General features: G+C 57.8%; 15 protein-coding genes and 1 tRNA gene. 8 read left to right on the top strand and 8 right to left on the bottom strand.

What is annotated here, in order from left to right:
* Positions 1 to 261: 261 nt before the first annotated feature.
* The 3 genes from BKP64_RS15155 (at position 262) to BKP64_RS15150 (ending at position 4518) form a co-directional block, all read left to right on the top strand.
* Positions 262 to 2658, top strand: a complete 2397-nt coding sequence (locus tag BKP64_RS15155; RefSeq protein ID WP_070971931.1) for a putative bifunctional diguanylate cyclase/phosphodiesterase — start codon at positions 262 to 264, stop codon at positions 2656 to 2658.
* Positions 2609 to 2809, top strand: a complete 201-nt coding sequence (locus BKP64_RS19770; protein WP_418287579.1) for a PhnD/SsuA/transferrin family substrate-binding protein — start codon at positions 2609 to 2611, stop codon at positions 2807 to 2809. The genes BKP64_RS15155 and BKP64_RS19770 overlap by 50 nt, the downstream gene beginning before the upstream one ends.
* A gap of 164 nt (positions 2810 to 2973) precedes the next feature.
* Complete coding sequence (locus tag BKP64_RS15150) at positions 2974 to 4518, top strand: phospholipase D family protein (RefSeq protein WP_070973712.1); 1545 nt, start codon at positions 2974 to 2976, stop codon at positions 4516 to 4518.
* Between the two features lie 53 nt (positions 4519 to 4571).
* On the opposite strand, the gene BKP64_RS15145 is transcribed toward BKP64_RS15150, so the two are convergent.
* The 8 genes from BKP64_RS15145 to def form a co-directional block, all read right to left on the bottom strand.
* Positions 4572 to 4648: transfer RNA gene (locus BKP64_RS15145), tRNA-Pro, on the bottom strand.
* Between the two features lie 35 nt (positions 4649 to 4683).
* A complete protein-coding gene (gene gmhB / locus BKP64_RS15140) occupies positions 4684 to 5241 on the bottom strand; it encodes a D-glycero-beta-D-manno-heptose 1,7-bisphosphate 7-phosphatase (protein ID WP_070971928.1) in 558 nt (185 codons plus the stop codon).
* A 29-nt stretch (positions 5242 to 5270) separates the two neighbouring features.
* Positions 5271 to 7352, bottom strand: a complete 2082-nt coding sequence (gene glyS / locus BKP64_RS15135) for a glycine--tRNA ligase subunit beta (RefSeq protein WP_070971925.1) — start codon at positions 7350 to 7352, stop codon at positions 5271 to 5273.
* Between the two features lie 2 nt (positions 7353 to 7354).
* Positions 7355 to 8386 carry a glycine--tRNA ligase subunit alpha gene (glyQ, locus tag BKP64_RS15130; protein ID WP_070971922.1) on the bottom strand — a complete coding sequence of 344 codons (1032 nt, stop codon included), beginning with the start codon at positions 8384 to 8386 and terminating at the stop codon, positions 7355 to 7357.
* A gap of 126 nt (positions 8387 to 8512) precedes the next feature.
* Positions 8513 to 9916 (bottom strand): Trk system potassium transporter TrkA, encoded by a 1404-nt coding sequence (gene trkA, locus BKP64_RS15125; RefSeq protein WP_070971919.1) that lies wholly within the window; start codon positions 9914 to 9916, stop codon positions 8513 to 8515.
* Entirely contained in the window at positions 9913 to 11214 is a 1302-nt protein-coding gene (rsmB, locus tag BKP64_RS15120; RefSeq protein ID WP_070971916.1) for a 16S rRNA (cytosine(967)-C(5))-methyltransferase RsmB, read from the bottom strand. The genes trkA and rsmB overlap by 4 nt, the downstream gene beginning before the upstream one ends.
* Position 11215: 1 nt before the next feature.
* Entirely contained in the window at positions 11216 to 12151 is a 936-nt protein-coding gene (fmt, locus tag BKP64_RS15115) for a methionyl-tRNA formyltransferase (RefSeq protein WP_070971914.1), read from the bottom strand.
* A 96-nt stretch (positions 12152 to 12247) separates the two neighbouring features.
* Positions 12248 to 12751: a peptide deformylase gene (gene def, locus BKP64_RS15110; protein WP_070971910.1), complete on the bottom strand. Its 504-nt coding sequence runs from the start codon at positions 12749 to 12751 to the stop codon at positions 12248 to 12250.
* A gap of 416 nt (positions 12752 to 13167) precedes the next feature.
* Between def and BKP64_RS15105 the strand changes: the two genes are divergently transcribed.
* The 5 genes from BKP64_RS15105 (at position 13168) to aroE (ending at position 17851) form a co-directional block, all read left to right on the top strand.
* Entirely contained in the window at positions 13168 to 14184 is a 1017-nt protein-coding gene (locus tag BKP64_RS15105; RefSeq protein WP_070971907.1) for a LysM peptidoglycan-binding domain-containing protein, read from the top strand.
* A 73-nt stretch (positions 14185 to 14257) separates the two neighbouring features.
* Positions 14258 to 15463: a DNA-processing protein DprA gene (gene dprA, locus BKP64_RS15100; protein ID WP_227515429.1), complete on the top strand. Its 1206-nt coding sequence runs from the start codon at positions 14258 to 14260 to the stop codon at positions 15461 to 15463.
* Positions 15464 to 15509: 46 nt separating this feature from the next.
* Positions 15510 to 16082, top strand: a complete 573-nt coding sequence (tsaC, locus tag BKP64_RS15095; RefSeq protein ID WP_070973710.1) for an L-threonylcarbamoyladenylate synthase type 1 TsaC — start codon at positions 15510 to 15512, stop codon at positions 16080 to 16082.
* Between the two features lie 8 nt (positions 16083 to 16090).
* Positions 16091 to 17008 carry an oxygen-dependent coproporphyrinogen oxidase gene (gene hemF / locus BKP64_RS15090; protein WP_070971902.1) on the top strand — a complete coding sequence of 306 codons (918 nt, stop codon included), beginning with the start codon at positions 16091 to 16093 and terminating at the stop codon, positions 17006 to 17008.
* Between the two features lie 15 nt (positions 17009 to 17023).
* On the top strand, positions 17024 to 17851 hold the full coding sequence (aroE, locus tag BKP64_RS15085) for a shikimate dehydrogenase (protein ID WP_070971899.1): 828 nt from the start codon (positions 17024 to 17026) through the stop codon (positions 17849 to 17851).
* Positions 17852 to 17877: the final 26 nt, after the last annotated feature.

The following is a 17877-nucleotide window of genomic DNA, read 5'->3' as shown; positions in this document are numbered from 1 at the left end:
TTCCCCGTTATGTCCAGCTAACGATACCCCGCACATTCAATGATATGCAATAACGTTATATCTATAGAACAAATAGATTTAACAAATAAGAGGTGTGACGAGAGTCACGAGTTGTCATCGAAATGCCATACCCTCCTGATAGCTTGTCGACCCATTGGTGGATCATTGGGTCTACCCTCTCTCTGATCCAGGATCGCGAAAGTTGCCAACGGAAGGCTTGCCGAACTGCCCGTTAAACGCCATTCCGCCCGAGTAACGCCAATGCAGCAAAAGCCCGCCTCTTCTCTCAGTGCCGTCCAGGTTGCCATGTTGGCTCTGGGAGCGTTAACGGTGGTCTTTATCTGGGCTCTGTTCGTTTACCAGACCACCACGTCCCGGACAGAGGCGCTCGAGGCGCGGCAGTCAGAGCACCGCAACCTTGCTTTGGTCGTTTCAGAAAGTCTCAAGCAGATGACAGAACGTGCCAAAATCATGGGCAGCCTGGTGATCGACGATCCAAAACAGGAATTGGCAGGGTTCGAGAGATTGCTGGCGTTGCTGGCCGAGGACCCTGTGTTCAATCGGTTGAGTATATACGATGGCAACGGGACCCTGCTTTATGCCAGTCACCCTGACTCTGCCCGAACAAATCTGTCGAGCTGGCTCCTGCAACTGGAGCTTCATCTGGAAAATTACGGCTTTGTGCCCCAGTTGCCCCTACGGTCGGAAGATCCCGAGTCTGACAGGGATACCCCAGGCTGGCGTTTGCCATTCCTGGTGCCTGCGGGCGAGCGGGTCCCTGCCGGTTTGGCCAGGTTAATACTGATCGAACTGGATATCGGCTACCTGGCAGGCCTGCTCCAGCATGTGGAACTGGGGCCAAAGGGGTTCATCCAGGTATTGGATGCTCAGGGCGATGAATGGATGCGCGCCGATACCAGCGGTGTCATTGTTGGTGGTATCCCGGTGCCGCGCATTCAGCCTGCATTGAATGGCCGGGTAAACAGCGGGCAGTCAACGTTCCAACAGGGCGACGAGCGTTATCAGTATGTCTTCGTTACCCGGGCCATCCACGGCTTCACCGTAAGTGTGACTCAGCCCTACGGTGAGATCCTGGGACCGCTACGGAGTGATCAGCGTAAACAACTGGTGCTGAACATTGTGATGACCTTGCTGGTGGGCGCTATCGTGTTCTGGCTGGTTAGGGCCCTGAAACAGCAGCAGTCTGTATTGCATGCCCTGCAGTTATCGGAACAAAAGAATCAGCAGCTCATCGAGCGACTGGAAAGCGAGCATGCCCGCAGCAGCAGGGCGGCGTCCATTGATCATCTCAGTGGCCTCTATAACCGCCGGCAGTTTCTCGATATTGCCTCGGATACTCTTGGCGACCAGCGGCTGAATCGGCGGCTGGCTGCCTTGATGTTCATCGATCTGGACCGTTTCAAGTCGATCAACGACTCTCTCGGCCACCAGGTGGGCGATCTTTTGCTACAGGCGGTTGCCGGCAGGATTCAGCGATTATTAGGCCCCCAGGATGTGGCCGCCCGCTTTGGCGGTGATGAATTTGTGGTGTTGCTGGCGGATGATCGCACCGAGAGCGATATCGAACAGTGGGCGGCCGGCCTCACCAGCCATTTGTCTGCCACATATGAACTCAACGGGACCGAACTGAACAGCAGCCCCAGTATTGGTATCGCAATATGTCCACGGGACGGCCAGACCATTGAGAGTCTGGTGCGCTGCGCGGATGCGGCCATGTACTCGGCCAAGAAGGTGGGGCGAGGCCAGTATCGGTTCTTTGACCAGTCTCTCAATCTCAAGGATGTGGAGGAGTTTCACCTTGAACAATCCTTCTCCGAAGCCCTGCGTAACCGGGAGTTCGTTCTTCATTACCAACCCCAGGTTTGCCTGGACTCCATGGAAATCATCGGTTACGAAGCCCTGGTGCGCTGGCAGCATCCCGAGTTTGGTCTGCTCTTTCCGGACCGCTTCATTCCGGTGGCGGAAAACAGCGGGTTTGTCATACCCCTGGGGCTCGAGGTATTGCGCCTGGCCTGCGCCCAGATAGCCCAATGGCAAGTTGAAGGTATTTCCGCGCAACCCGTTGCCGTCAATGTCTCGCCGATCCAGCTGACCCAGGCTGAGTTCTGCCGGCAGGTACTTGAGATGATCAGCGAGTATGACCTGAAGACGGACCAGCTGGAGCTGGAAATCACTGAAACTGCGATGCTGGATGCCAATGCCGTGGAGAGTCTGCATTGCCTCAAGGCGGCCGGCGTGAAACTCAGTCTCGATGACTTTGGCACTGGCTATTCCGGATTTGCACACCTGGATGCCGTGCCCGTGGACAAGTTGAAGATTGACCGGAGCCTGATTGCCAAAATCTGCAATAGCCACGACGATAGTCCGATCGTCTCGTCCACCATTATTCTGGCCAAACGGATGCAACTGAAGGTGGTGGCCGAGGGGGTGGAAACCCGTGACCAGCTGGTACATCTCAAGGTTGCCGGGTGCGATATTGCTCAGGGTTACCACCTGAGCCGACCGATGCCGCCGGCTGATCTGCCGGATTTTCTCCGGGCGTTTACCGGGCAGCTGAAAGAGTACCAGCCTCTTATGGAGCTTTTCGGTGAGGGTCTGGGTGGTGCCGGTCGAGATAGTTCGGGCCAGCTCTTATGAGAGTGTCATCGACTCGGTAGTGTCCGGGGCTGTCGATGTGGCGGTATTAGGGCCGGCAGCCTACATGATCGCTCACCGCCGCTGCATTACGATCCTTTCGTTTTCCGCAGTGACTTGTGCCACTCTGTTCGTCAGACGGTTCTGGAAGTGATGACAACACCCTCTCCACGCCTGCGGACCTTTCTTGATAGTCAGCACGCGTCTGGAGTTACCAGGGTGACCCATGGTGATTATGAGGGGCTTGATCGTATGATGTAAGCCTCCGGTGCACCCTTGGCAAGGCAACCGATGAACGGGAAAGGTCTATTGCTGCAAATTATCAATCGGCGAACCAGTCTTACTTTCGCAATCGTCATCCTCCTGTTTGTCCAGACCGGTTGCGCCTTACCACCGCTGAAAGGCAGAACCCAAAGTGAAGCGTTCTCGCAAGAGCAGACTGCGGATACACGACTCGGCGAGGTGGTTAATTCTGAGGCGGGAAAGCATCCCGGCCTTAGTGGTATCACGACCCTCGAGAATCCGATTGACGCCTTCACCGCCAGAGTCCTGCTGGCCGAGGCCAGTGATCGATCCCTGGATGTTCAGTACTACATCTGGCAGTACGACATCACGGGCAAGCTGTTGCTGTATACGCTATACCGGGCCGCGGAGCGTGGCGTTCGGGTTCGGTTACTTCTGGACGACAATGGCATAGGCGGAATGGACAGGCCCCTGGCTGCTCTGAACAGCCACAGCAACATTGAAGTGCGATTGTTTAATCCGTTTGTGGTCCGACACCCCAAGTTGCTGGGTAACCTGTTGGCGTTTGATCGCCTGAACCATCGGATGCACAACAAGTCCTTCACTGCCGATAACCAGGCCACCATTATTGGCGGCCGCAATATCTCCGATGAATACTTCGGAGCGGGCACGGGAATTCTGTTTTCGGACCTTGATGTACTGGCGATCGGGCCGGTAGCCAACCGGGTGTCAAAAGATTTTGACCGCTACTGGTCCAGTGCCTCTGCTTATCCGGCAGAGCGGCTTTTGCCGGCGGTGCGTGAGGAAGCCCTGCCGGAATTCGTGTTGGAAGTGAAAGCCCTGGAGCGAAGCGCCGAAGCCAGAAGGTTTGTTGCGGCCGTTGAGGCCTCGGAAATGCTTCGGGATATATTGGCCCAAGACCTGACGTTTATCTGGGCACCGGTAGAAGTGATGAGTGACGATCCGGCCAAGGCGCTGGATGAGCACTCCGCCACTGGTCTCTTAAGCCAGCAATTGGCCCGGGCCATTGGCACGCCCGAAACCTCGCTCACGCTGGTTTCCTCGTATTTTGTGCCCGGGAACGCCGGTGTTGCATTGTTCCGGGATCTGGAGGAATCGGGTGTACAGGTCCGTATTCTGACCAATTCTCTGGCAGCCAACGATGTTGCCCTGGTGCACGCTGGTTATGCGAAATATCGGAAACCTCTGCTTCGAGCCGGTGTCGAGCTGTATGAGATGCGGAAATTGGCGCCTGAGCGTTCGACGGACCCGGGGCTTTTGGGCAGCTCGGCATCCAGCCTGCACGCGAAAACCTTCGCGGTCGATGGTGAGACCCTTTTCGTCGGTTCATTCAATTTCGACCCCCGATCAGCCCACATCAACACAGAACTGGGGTTCCTGATAAAAAGCCCGGAGCTGGCCGAAGCCCTGGAATCCGGGTTTGCCGAGCAGGTTCGGTTCACCGCCTATGAGGTGGTGCTTAATTCCGATGGAGATCTTCGCTGGCTGGAGTTTACTGGCACAGAAACCATCCGGCACCGGCACGAGCCAGACACTGGATTATTGAAACGGACGCTGGTTTTTCTGCTTTCGTTGTTGCCGGTTGAGCCTTTGCTTTGAAAGGTATTAATGGCAAATTTGCGCACTGGGGATATAAGGTAAAAGCGGGAAAGTGGTCGGCGTGGCAGGATTCGAACCTGCGACCCCTTCGTCCCGAACGAAGTGCGCTACCAAGCTGCGCCACACGCCGATCAACGGCCGGTATTATACGGATTCGCTTTGGTTTTACCAGCCCTCTGCCGCTAAAAGCGTGTCCGTGAATTTGCTGAGATTGTCGTAGATGGTGACCGCGGCACCAGGGATCGGTCGGGCTTCCAGATGACGTTCGGTGTCCTTCCCGTTCCCGGTTCGTACCAGCACCGGCAGACAGCATTCGGCAAAACCCGCTTCCAGGTCCTTGCGGCTGTCCCCGACCATAATGGCGCCCGCAAGTGACTCCAGGTGGAAGTGGTCGCGGATCTGCTCAAGCAGCCCCGTTAGGGGTTTGCGACAGTCGCACTGGTCGTCCGGATGGTGGGGGCAGTAAGCGATGAAATCGATGCACCCCCCCTGTGCTTCGACAAGCTGCTCCAGCTTTTCATGCATGGCATCGAGCTCGTCGGTGTCGTAGTAACCCCGGGCAATGCCTGACTGGTTGGTGGCGATGGCAATACGGTGGCCCGCATTGCTCAGCCGGGCCACTGCTTCGATGCTGCCGGGAATAGGGTGCCATTCATCGGCGGAGCAGATGTAGTTACCATCGTACTCATTGATGACCCCGTCCCGGTCAAGGATGATCAGCATCGCTCTCTGGCCGCTCCCGCCTTTTCGCTTTAGCCTGTTGTCGGCAACAGGGAAATATCCGCTACCCGCAGGAACAGGTTGCGCAACCTGTTCAGCAGTGCGAGACGGTTATTCCTTACGGCCTCATCATCGGCCATTACCATGACTTCGTCGAAGAAGTTATCCACGGGCTCCCGCAGGGCCGCGAGTGACCGAAGTGCACGGGCATAATCGCCGTTCTCGAACAGTGGCAGCACTTTGTCAGCCTGCTGATTCACCTGCTCAGCCAGGGCTTGCTCAGCGCTGTCCTGAAGCAGCTTGCTGTCTACCGTTTCACCGATACTGTCACCGCCCTGCTTGGTCAGGATGTTCGACACTCGCTTGTTGGCGCCAGCCAGGGCCTGTGCTTCCGGCAGTTGGCGGAAGGCTTCCACGGCTTTGACGCGGCGGTCAAAATCCAGCGGACGGGTCGGACGGCGGGCGTGCACGGCCAGATAGACTTCGGCGCCGATACCCAGCTCGTCATAGTGGGCGCGGAACCGCTCCAGCATGTAATCGACCACGGTTGAAGCGGTGTTGTCCTCGGTCAGTACTGTGAAGTTCTCTTCTGCCCATTCACAGCAGGCCTGAAGATCCAGCGGCAGTTCCCGCTCAATGATGATGCGCAGGACGCCCAGGGAGGCGCGGCGCAGGGCGAACGGGTCGCGGGTGCCGGACGGTGGCTGGTTAATGCCGAACAGGCCGACCAGGGAATCCAGACGATCGGCGATGGCAATGGCACAGCCGGTCAGAGTGGTGGGCAGATCATCACCGGCAAACCGTGGCATGTACTGCTCGTTCAGAGCTTTGGCAACATCTTCTGCCTCACCGTCGTTGGCGGCGTAGTACTGCCCCATGATCCCCTGCAGGTCGGTGAACTCCAGCACCATCTCGGTAACCAGGTCGGTCTTGGCGAGCATGGCTGCGCGCTCGGCCATCACCGGGTCGCTGCCAATAGCATCGGCAATTCTCTTTGCCAGAGCGGCGACGCGTACGGACTTGTCGTAGATGCTCCCAAGCTTTTCCTGGAATACGATGGGCTTGAGCTGGTCGACACGATCTTCCAGCCGGGTCTTCCGATCAGTTTCGTAGAAGAAGGCGGCGTCGGACAGGCGCGGCCGTATCACCTTTTCATTGCCCGAGATGACCTGGGAGGGATCCTTGCTCTCGATATTGGCAACGGTGATGAACAGCGGCAGCATCTCGCCATCCGCAGCGACCACGTGGAAGTATTTCTGGTGTTCCTTCATGGATGAAATCAGTGCTTCGGCCGGAACGTCCAGGAAGCGTTCTTCAAATCGTCCCATCAACGGCACCGGCCATTCGTTCAGGGCGGTAACCTCGTCAAGAAGGTCTTCGTCAATCACCGCCTTACCGCCAGCCTCCTTCTCGGCAAGCTCGGTTACGCCGGCACGAATCAGTTCACGGCGCTCGGCAAAGTCAGCAATGACATAACCTTCCTGTTTGAGCACGATTTCATAATCGCCGGGTGTGGGGACGATCAGCGCCTTCGGACAATGGAATCGGTGGCCACGGGTCTTGTTGCCCGGGGTCAGCCCCATGATCGGCGACTCAATCACCTTGTTGCCAAACAACAGGACTACCCAGTGCACAGGGCGAACGAACTCGGTCCGGTGTGCGCCCCAACGCATGCGTTTGGGGATCGGCAGTGCTGCCAGGGACTGTTCTACCAGATCCGGCATCAGTTCAACCGTCGGCTTGCCTTGCTCGACGGTGCGGTATACCACCCAGGCGCCTTTGTCAGTCTCCAGAGTATCAAGCTGATCAGGCGTGACACCGAGTGATGTGGCAAAGCCTGTCAGTGCCCGGGTCGGATTGCCCGCATCATCAAACGCGGCCTTCACTGCGGGACCGCGCTTCTCAACCGGTTTGTCCGGCTGCGCATCGGTCAGATCACGAACACGAACGGCCAATCGACGGGGTGCGGCAAAAGCTTCCACTTTGCCGAATTCGATACCTGCGTCTTCCAGACCTTTGGTGATGCCTTGCGTGAAGGCATCGGACAGTCGTTTGAGCGCTTTCGGGGGCAGCTCTTCAGTGCCCAGTTCGACCAGAAAATCCTGTGTTGCCATGATTATGCGTTCCCCTGTTCCTGCGGTGCCTTCTTCGCTTTTTTGCCTTTCTTGCCGTTAGCCTTGGCATCGGCGGCGTCCGCGTCCGCCGCGGCCAGTACTTCCTCTCTCAGGGCCTCGGGAGCCAGAGGGAAGCGGAGTTTGCGGCGGCTGTCGAAGTAAGCCTGAGCAACCGCCCGGGCCAGGGTACGCACGCGAAGGATAAAACGTTGGCGCTCGGTGACCGAGATGGCGTGTCGGGCGTCTAGCAGGTTGAAGGTATGGGAGGCCTTGAGCACCTGCTCATAGGCTGGCAGGGCCAGCCCGGCTTCGATCAGGCGGGCACTTTCGCGCTCGTGCACGTCAAAGCTGTGGAACAGGAACTCGGTGTCGGCATGTTCGAAGTTGTAGGTGGACATCTCCACTTCCTGCTGGTGGAACACGTCGCCGTAGGTCACCACACCATCCGGGCCTTCGGTCCAGACCAGGTCATACACGCTGTCCACACCCTGCAGGTACATGGCGATTCGCTCAAGCCCGTAGGTGAGCTCACCGGTAACCGGGAAACATTCGAGACCCCCAACCTGCTGGAAGTAGGTGAACTGGGTCACTTCCATGCCATTCAGCCAGATTTCCCAGCCCAGCCCCCAGGCACCGAGGGTGGGGGATTCCCAGTTATCTTCCACAAACCGGATGTCGTGAACCAGGGGGTCTAGCCCCAGAGCCTTCAGGGAATCCAGGTAGAGTTCCTGGATGTTGTCCGGTGAGGGCTTCAGTACCACCTGAAACTGGTAATAATGCTGCAGGCGATTGGGGTTCTCGCCGTAACGTCCGTCAGTGGGTCGGCGGCTCGGCTGAACATACGCGGCATTCCAGGTTTCTGGCCCAATGGCTCGCAGGAAGGTGGCCGGGTGGAAGGTACCGGCGCCCACTTCCATGTCCAGTGGCTGGAGTACCACGCAGCCGTGCTGCGCCCAGAAATTCTGCAGGGCCAGAATCAGGCCCTGGAAGGTCCTGATATCCGGTGTTGTGCTTTTCGTTGCCTTGTCTGTCACGACGTCTGCCTACTGATCGGTCTGTGTGTGGCGCTCCGATATTCCCTCGGGGCACTTTGAAAAAAGGCGCATTATACGCTTGCCAAAGCGGTATTTCTAAGTGGTCTTCATACCCTTGTTTTTGAACTAGAAGAAGGTGAGGCCCACCTGGAACAGCTTCTCAACATCCCGTATCCGGGTTTTGTCCACCAGGAACAGGATAACGTGGTCGTCGGGCTGGATACGGAGGTGATCGTGGGCGATCAGAACTTCGTTGCGCCGGACGATGGCACCGATCGTGGCGCCCTCTGGCAGGTTGATTTCATCCAGACGTTTGCCGACTACCTTGGAGGATCGGTGATCGCCATGGGCGATGGCCTCGATCGCCTCTGCCGCACCCCGGCGCAGCGAGTGAACGTTCACGACATCGCCTCTGCGAACATGGGTCAGCAGGCTGCCGATGGTGGTTTGCTGAGGGGAAATGGCGACATCAATGTCGCCACCCTGAATCAGATCCACGTAATCCGGGTTGTTGATCAGCGTGAGCACTTTACGGGCCCCGAGCCGCTTGGCGAGCAGTGAGGCCATGATGTTGGCCTCATCGTCGTTGGTCACCGCACAGAACACATCGGTATTCTCGATGTTTTCTTCCAGCAGAATGTCTTTGTTGGCAGCATTGCCTTCGAGAACCACGGTTTTTCGGAGGTTTTCCGACAGCATCACACAGCGGTCATGATTCCGCTCCAGAAGTTTTACCTGGTAACGGTTTTCCAGCGTGTGGGCGAGCCGCTGACCGATGTTGCCGCCACCGCAGATGAAGATGCGCTTGTACGGCTTTATCAGTGGCTGCAATTCGCTCATCACGGACCGGATATGATCGGACGCAGCGATGAAGAACACCTCGTCGCCATCCTCAATCACCGTGTTTCCCTGAGGCATGATCGCCCGGTCTTTCCGGAAGATGGCAGCTACCCGGGTATCAATGCGCGGCATGTGGGTGCGCAGGTGAGACAATTCATGACCGACCAGAGGGCCGCCCTTTCTGGCTCGAATAGCAACCAGGCGGGTCAGACCTTTGGAGAATTCAAGTACTTGCAGAGCGCCCGGGTTTTCAATCAGGCGGGTGATATGTTTGGTCACCAGGTGTTCCGGACTGATCAGAACGTCGATGGGAAAGCCGCGCAGGCTGTCCAGGTCTTTTGTCTGGTCTTTCTGATAGAACAGGTCTGATTTAGCCAGGTAGGCATTGGCACGCACCCGACAGATAGTCGTTGGCGTCTTGTAAAGAAGCTTGGCGACCTGGCATGCAACCATATTGGTTTCGTCGCTGTTGGTAACCGCAATCAGCATGTCGGCATCTTCTGCCCCGGCCTGCCGGAGTGACGTCGGATAAGACGCCTCGCCCTGGACAGTGCGAATGTCGAGACGATCCTGAAGCTCACGAAGCCGCGCACCGTTACTGTCAATGATCGTGATATCGTTGGCTTCATTTGCCAGGTTTTCTGCCAGTGTGCCACCGACCTGGCCGGCACCAAGGATCAGGATCTTCATGATTCGGGTTTCTCCAGTACGGCATAGAAAAAGCCGTCATGGCTGTTCGGATCGGGGAGCAGTTGCCGCCCCGCGCCCATATCCCTTCCCCACTGAACCTCTGGCTCAACGAGGATGGCACTGTCCTGCTGTTTACGGAAACGTTGGATTATACGGTGGTTTTCCTGGGGGAACACCGAGCAGGTCGCATACACCAGCCGCCCGCCGGGCTTGAGGATAGACCACATGGCGTTCAAAAGGCCAAGCTGAATCGCGGCCAGCGGAACAATGTCCGATTCCCGGCGCAGCAGCTTGATGTCCGGGTGGCGTCGGATGACGCCACTGGCACTGCAGGGGACATCCAGCAGTATCCGGTCAAACGCCTGGCCGTCCCACCATTGGTCAACAGCGGCCGCATCGGCCTGCTTGAGGATGGCCTGCAGATCCAGCCGATCCAGGTTTTCCTGGACCCTGGGCAGCCGGTCGGCAGACTCGTCAATGGCGACCACCTCGGCCAGTTCGCCACAGGCTTCCAGAATCGCGCACGTTTTTCCGCCCGGTGCAGCACAGGCATCGAGTACGCGCTGCCTCGGTGCCAGGTCCAGTATTGTCGTACACAGTTGCGCAGCTTCATCCTGAACGCTGACGGCACCGTCATCAAACCAGGGAAGCCGGTCTACCGGAACTGGACGGGCAAGCTGGATGCCGTGAGGCGCCAGGCGGGTTGGTGTGGCGTCGATGCCTGCTTCCTGCAAAAGGTTCAGATAGGCGTCGCGGCTGAAGCGGAGCGCGTTTACCCGAAGCGTCATCGGTGCCTGGGCATTATTGCCCTCAAGAATGTTCCGCCAGTCTTCAGGCCAATTGTGGCGAAGCTTTTCCACCATCCATGCGGGGTGGCTGTAACGGGCAGCATCGTCTTCGGGCTCCGGTGCCCCTTCACGTTCCGCGGCGCGAAGAACGCCGTTCACGAGACCGGTGAGATGGGGCTTGTCGAGGGCACGGCAGGCTTCGACGGATTCGTTCAATATGGCATAGGATGCGTGCTGGCTGAAGCGTAACTGAAACAGTGCCACCAGCATCAGGTGATGGACGATGCGGTCCGGCTTCCGCAGCGGTTTCTTCAGTCTGGTCTGGAGCTCACCATCGAGGCGATGAAACCAGCGGCACGTTCCGTAGCAGAGTGCCTGCAGAACTGGCCGGTCATTGGGAGGAAGGTCATTCAGCGCCGGGGGCAGGCACTGCGACAGGGACTGACCGTTTTCCACGGCCAGCATAACGTCGGCGGCAAGGGCACGGATGGGCTGGTGGTGGTCGCCCATGTCAGTTCAGCTCCTGCCCGGGCATCAACAGTTGTTTGCCCCCGTTGATGAGGTCATTCACGCTCTGGGCGCGGGCTCCCGGCAACTGCAGGCGCGTGATACGCAGGGTGCCGGTGCCACAGGCAACATCAATGCCTTCCCTTTCCCGTCGAACCACTGTGCCGGCCGGCTGGTGGCTATCGTCGCCCAGGGCCTGCGCTTCGTGAATCCGGATACGTAGACGATCCAGGTCCGTGTAGGTGCCGGGCCAGGGGTTAAATGCCCGAACCAGACGCTCAATGTCGAGGGCATCCCGGGTCCAGTCGATATGCCCCTCCTCCTTGGACAATTTATGGGCGTAGCAGGCCAGCTTGTCGTTCTGCGCCTCGCCGCTCAGTTCGCCTTTTTCCAGCAAATGGAGCGCATCAAGTATGGCCCGACCGCCCAGTTCGGCGAGGCGATCATGCAGACTGCCTCCGGTATCTGTCGGGCCGATCGCGGTGAGTGACTTCAGCAGCATGTCACCGGTATCGAGGCCTTCATCCATCTGCATAATGGTGATGCCGGTTTCGTCGTCACCTGCGGCAATGGCCCGCTGGATCGGCGCAGCGCCACGCCAGCGAGGCAGCAGCGAGGCGTGAATGTTAAGGCAGCCGTGAACTGGAATCCCCAGCACAGTTTTCGGCAGGATCAGACCATAGGCTGCAACGATCATGACATCGGGCTTGAGATTCGCCAGTTCCCGCTGGGCCTCATCCGTTTTCAGGTTCTCCGGCTGGAACACCGGAATGCCGGCCTCCAGAGCCACTTGCTTGACCGGACTGGGCATCAGTTTGCGTCCGCGACCTGCGGGCCGGTCTGGCTGGGAGTACACGCCAACCACTCTGTGATGGGTGCCGAGAAGGGCTTTCAGCGCAGTGGCGGCAAAATCGGGGGTTCCGGCAAAAACGAGTCGCACGGTTGTGATGTCTCTGTTCCGTTGAATACGAAAAGACCGGGTTATAACCCGGTCCGAAGTCTGGTCAGTTGTCCTGGCGCTTTGCCAGGCACTGTATCAGGCACTCTGCTTGTGCTGCTTTTCCAGCTTCTTGCGAATCCGGTTGCGTTTCAGGGCACTGAGGTAATCCACGAACAGTTTGCCGTTCAGGTGGTCCATTTCGTGCTGGATACACACGGCAAGCAGACCGCGAGCCTCAATTTCAAAGGCCTTGCCGTCCCGGCCCATTGCCCGAATCATGCAGTGTTCGATGCGGCTTACGTCTTCATAGAAACCGGGTACCGAGAGACAGCCTTCCTGCATGTCTTCCAGGTCGCCGTCGAGGACTTCGATCTGCGGATTAATGAACACGCGGGGTTCACTCTTGTCCTCGGACAGATCCATGACAATGATCTGCTTGTGCACGTTCACCTGAGTAGCCGCCAGGCCAATGCCGGGCGCATCGTACATGGTCTCGAACATGTCGTCGATCAGCTTGCGGATGTCATCCGTCACCTCATTCACCGGCTTGGCGATGGTGCGCAGACGCGGATCCGGGTATTCGAGAATTTCTAGTATCATGTGACTCGTACTTTTGACCTGTGTGGCTGAATTCCGGCGTTAACGTTTGCATCTCGTGTAACTTGTGTAAATTTCTGCAAGCAAGTGAAAGCGATCGCGAAAATGCGAAAGCGTACTGCGCAAAAAATCACCCTTTATCTGATAATCGGGTCGTATCCGCAGGTTTCAACGGCTGCTGGCAGTGTTAACGCCACATGACTATTATCCAACAATTCGTCGATTGAGTACAAACTGATCACTTAATAGTTAAAATCTTTCGCCGGCGGGATAGAATTTACTGGAAGAACAAAAGATAACATCACAAATTCCGGGACTTCTTCTATAGTAACAGGAATAACAACGTAATAAGCTGCAGGCAACAGGCTGCATCCCAACAGAATGCAAAGCATCAAGGCACGCGATCAAGGACTTACACAATGAGGAAACTGCTGTACGCTCTGGCAGCATTTACGCTGCTGTTCACCTCCTGGGCTCAGGCTGCACCGGAGCTGCGGGCCGATCATCCCGAGCGTTACACCGTCGTGAAGGGTGACACCCTCTGGGATATTTCGGGCCGCTTTCTGAACAACCCGTGGTATTGGCCGGAAATCTGGCATGTGAACCCGCAGGTGGCGAACCCTCACTTGATCTATCCTGGCGATCGCCTTGCCCTGGTCTACATCGACGGCAAACCCCGCATCACCAAGGTGGCGACCAGTGACGTGGTGAAGTTGTCCCCTCAGGTTCGCTCCGAACCGATTGATACGCCTATTCCGGCAATCCCCCTGGATGCCATCAGCAGCTTCCTGACGGATACCCGGATCGTGTCACCGGAGGAGCTGAACGGAGCACCTTATGTGCTCGAAGGTGAAGACGGCCGGATCATTACCGGTGCCGGTGATCGCGTCTATGCGCGCGGCGACAAGCCTGCCGACAAGGTAGGTATTTTCCGCCGCACCAAGGAATTCATTGATCCCGAAACCGGTGAGTTCCTGGGTCTCGAAGCCCGCAGCGTCGGTGCCGGCCAGATAACTGCGGAAAACGGTGATGTCCTGACGTTGAGGCTGACCAAGTCCAATCAGGAAATCCGTATCGGGGACCGTCTGCTGACCAACGTTAATCGCCCGATTTCCACCAGTTTTGTGCCGAGCTCGCCGGATGACCAGGTTGACGGTCAGATGATCGCGGTTGATGGCGGTGTTACCCAGATCGGCCAGTTTGATGTGGTTGCCGTCAATCGTGGCAGCCGTGATGGTCTGGAGCCTGGCAACGTTATGGCGGTGTTGAAGAGTGGCAATATGGTTCGTGATCCGGTCACCGGTGAGACGATTGAGCTGCCGTCTGAGCGTGCCGGCCTGATGATGATTTTCCAGGCCTATGAAAAAATGAGCTACGGGCTGGTGTTGCAGGCGACTCGCCCGCTTTCTGTTGGTGACAAGGTTACCAACCCGTGATTCGCTGAAGGTTAAGGTTCAGATCGTCGCCGGGCCAGGATGGCCCGGCTTTTTCGTTTTCAAGGATGACATCGTGACACAACCCATTCTCACTGGACCCTCTGGCCGGTCCGGATGCATTGATCTTTTTTCCTCCCCTGCTGCTGCCTGGTTGCTGCTTTCGTGCCTGCCAAAGTTTGGCGTCCGCCGACGGCGTGCCGTGCTTTCGGCAACTCCGGTGCTGACCGATTTTCTGGCCATGAACGTGGCCTCGCTTAAAGCACTCGGTCTTCCGATGGAGGTGATTGACCCGATCCGGTCCTGGCAACGGCGGGACCAGAGCGATCCGGTGGTAGCCGCTGTTTTTCGCATCTGGCACGATTGCGACCGGCTTGGTATCGGTATTGTTTCCCCGGAAGAGGAGCACTACCCCGAGGCGCTTCATCATATCCACGATGCACCGCTGGTCTTGTATACCCGAGGTGATCAGACCTTACTGAACCGGGACCAGATTGGTGTCGTTGGCAGCCGAAATGCGACGCGAGCCGGGCTGGACCATGCCCGGAAATTTGCGGCTGAACTCGGGCTGCGAAACCTCCTGGTGACGAGCGGTCTGGCTCTTGGAGTGGACGGCGCTGCGCATGCCGGCGCCCTGGACGCAGGGTTTCCGACGGTTGCCGTCATTGGTTGCGGCCTGGACCGGATCTACCCGAACCAACATCGCCGGCTTGGTGAGCGCGTGATTGAGCAGGGCCTGATGGTCTCTGAATACCCGCCAGGTACGCCGGCACGAGCCGCCCACTTCCCCCAGCGTAATCGTATTATCAGTGGTCTGAGTCGAGGCGTGCTGGTGGTTGAAGCCGGCTTGAAAAGCGGCTCACTGATCACCGCCAGGATGGCTCTTGAACAAGGACGTGAGGTGTTTGCGATTCCGGGATCTGTCCACAGCCCGGTTGCCAGGGGTTGCCACCACCTGATCAAGCAGGGCGCCCGGTTGGTGGAAACGGTGGACGATATTCTCGAGGAGCTGGGCACCTGGTGGTCCCTCCAGGGCGCCGTCGATGGCTCGGTTGAGGCATCTCCCACGGCTGTGCAACAAGAACAGGACAGGCCTGGGCTGGTTGGCCTGGACAGTCGGGAAATCGCGGTATTTGAGGCTTTAGGGTATGATCCTCTGTCAACAGACGCACTGAGCTCAGCAACAGGCCTGCCCGCCGATCAGCTCATGCAGTCCCTGCTGCTGCTTGAGTTGCAGGGGCTTGTGAGCTCGGCTCCGGGAGGTTTTCAGCGAATTGCCTGAGTCCGGTTTAATGATCAACCCCACTTCAACTCCGACAACATCAAACATGGCTGTCTCCCAACCGCTAAGCAAATGGCAGTTACACCTTGCCCGCCGCGCCCTGCTCCGGGGCGGTGTTATCGCCTACCCCACGGAAGCTGTATGGGGGCTGGGCTGCGATCCCTGGGATCCGGTTGCAGTCGAACGTATCCTTGAGCTGAAGCAGCGTCCGGTTGAGAAAGGTATGATCCTGGTAGCTTCTTCGCTGGATCAGGTCCGTTTCCTGCTGGATGCCCTGCCCGTCGAATTGCAGCGTGAGGCTGAGCGCCACTGGCCTGGCCCTGTCACCTGCCTGTTGCCGGACGTGAAACGGCAAATCCCGGATTGGGTGCGGGGGCGCCACAGTTCCATTGCTGTGCGGGTCAGCAGCCATCCGGTGGTGCGCGCCCTGTGTGAGGCCGCCGGCATGCCCCTGGTGTCGACCTCCTGTAATCCGGCGGGTCGGCAACCGGCCCACCATTCCTGGCAAGTCCGTCGTTATTTCGGGGGCCAGCTGGACCGGATTGTGCCTGGTGCGCTTGGTGGCAATCGCAGCCCCAGCCGTATTATTGATATTGTTACTGGTCAGCAGCTTCGTTAGGAGAATTCATGTCACAAGAGCCCGACAGCCGTGCCGTCAAAGAGTATTTGCTGCGCTTGCAGGAAGCGATCTGTTCGCGTCTGGAAGCGGTGGACGGCAACGCTTCGTTCATTCGCGATGTCTGGGACCGTCCGGAGGGCGGAGGGGGTGTCAGTCGTGTTATTACCGAAGGCCGGGTTTTTGAGAAAGGCGGGGTAAATTTTTCCCACGTCATGGGTGAGACCATGCCGGCCTCTGCCACGGCGCATCGCCCGCATCTGGCCGGCGCGCCCTGGCAGGCCATGGGTGTGTCGCTGGTGATGCACCCGAACAATCCCTATGTTCCCACGTCGCACGCCAACGTCCGTTTCTTTATCGCAACGCCAAAAGACGCCGAGCCGGTGTATTGGTTCGGTGGCGGTTATGACCTGACTCCCTACTACGGTTTCGAGGAGGATTGTGTGCACTGGCACAAGACGGCCAAGGCCGCATGCGATCCGTTTGGTGACGAACTCTATAACCGCTTCAAGCACTGGTGTGATGACTATTTCTACCTAAAACACAGGGATGAACCCCGCGGTGTCGGTGGCCTGTTCTTCGATGATTACAATACCGGTGATTTCGAGAAAGACTTCGATTTCATGCAGGCCATCGGGAACAGCTATATTGAAGCTTATGAGCCTGTCGTCAGACGCCGAATGGATCACGCCTATGGTGACCGGCAACGGAATTTCCAGCTGTATCGCCGCGGACGCTATGTGGAGTTCAATCTGGTCTACGACCGCGGGACCCTGTTCGGCCTCCAGTCTGGCGGGCGCACTGAGTCTATACTGATGTCTTTGCCGCCTCTGGTGCGCTGGGATTACAACCGGGTAGCGGAGCACGGAACGGAAGAAGCAAGATTGACGGACTATTTTCTGACCGGCCGTGACTGGCTTGGGGAATGAGGTGGAGAGTGCGAAATGAATAATGATCTGTATGCAGTTGTCGGCCACCCCGTCAGCCACAGCAAATCCCCCCGTATACACAGCCTGTTTGCCAGTCAGACCGGGGAGCCGGTGGAGTACACTGCTATTCAGGCGCCACTGGACGGGTTTGCGGCTACGGTACGGCAGTTTTTCGATCGCGGTGGCAAGGGCGTCAACGTGACGGTGCCGTTCAAAGAACAGGCGTGGCAGCTGGCTGATCGGCGAACCGGGCGCGCGGAAAAGGCCGGAGCTGCCAATACACTCTATTATGACAGTGAAGGTTTACTTACCGCGGACAATACGGATGGTTGTGGGCTGGTGCGGGACCTGGTTGGAAATCACGGCGTAACCCTCAGGGGTGCCAATATTCTGGTTCTTGGCGCCGGTGGCGCGGTTCGCGGTGTAATTGGTCCCATTCTGGCTGAGCAGCCAGCGGCGCTCACGATTGCCAACCGGACAGTAGCCCGGGCCGACGCCCTGGTAGATCTGTTCTCCGATGAAGCCGGTGATACGGTCCTGACCGCCTGCGGGTTCGAGCAGCCGGATCAGCCGTTTGATGTCATCATCAATGGCACCAGCGCCAGCCTGCAGGGGGACTTGCCCCCGCTCTCTGCAAATGTGATCGGCACCGATACGGTAGTTTACGACATGATGTACTCTTTGCAGACGACCACGTTTAACCAATGGGCTCTGGAACAGGGGGCAACCAACGTTTTCGATGGTCTGGGCATGCTGGTGGAGCAGGCAGCGGAATCCTTCCGGGTCTGGCGGGGTGTCACACCGGAAAGCGCAACGGTGATTGACACATTGCGTAACGACTGAGACCACGGCCAGGGTTTAGGCGATAC

Source organism: Marinobacter salinus (assembly GCF_001854125.1).
GTDB lineage: Bacteria > Pseudomonadota > Gammaproteobacteria > Pseudomonadales > Oleiphilaceae > Marinobacter > Marinobacter salinus.
The sequence above is the reverse complement of the archived record's forward strand: the minus strand, read 5'-3'. Positions and strand labels throughout refer to the sequence as shown.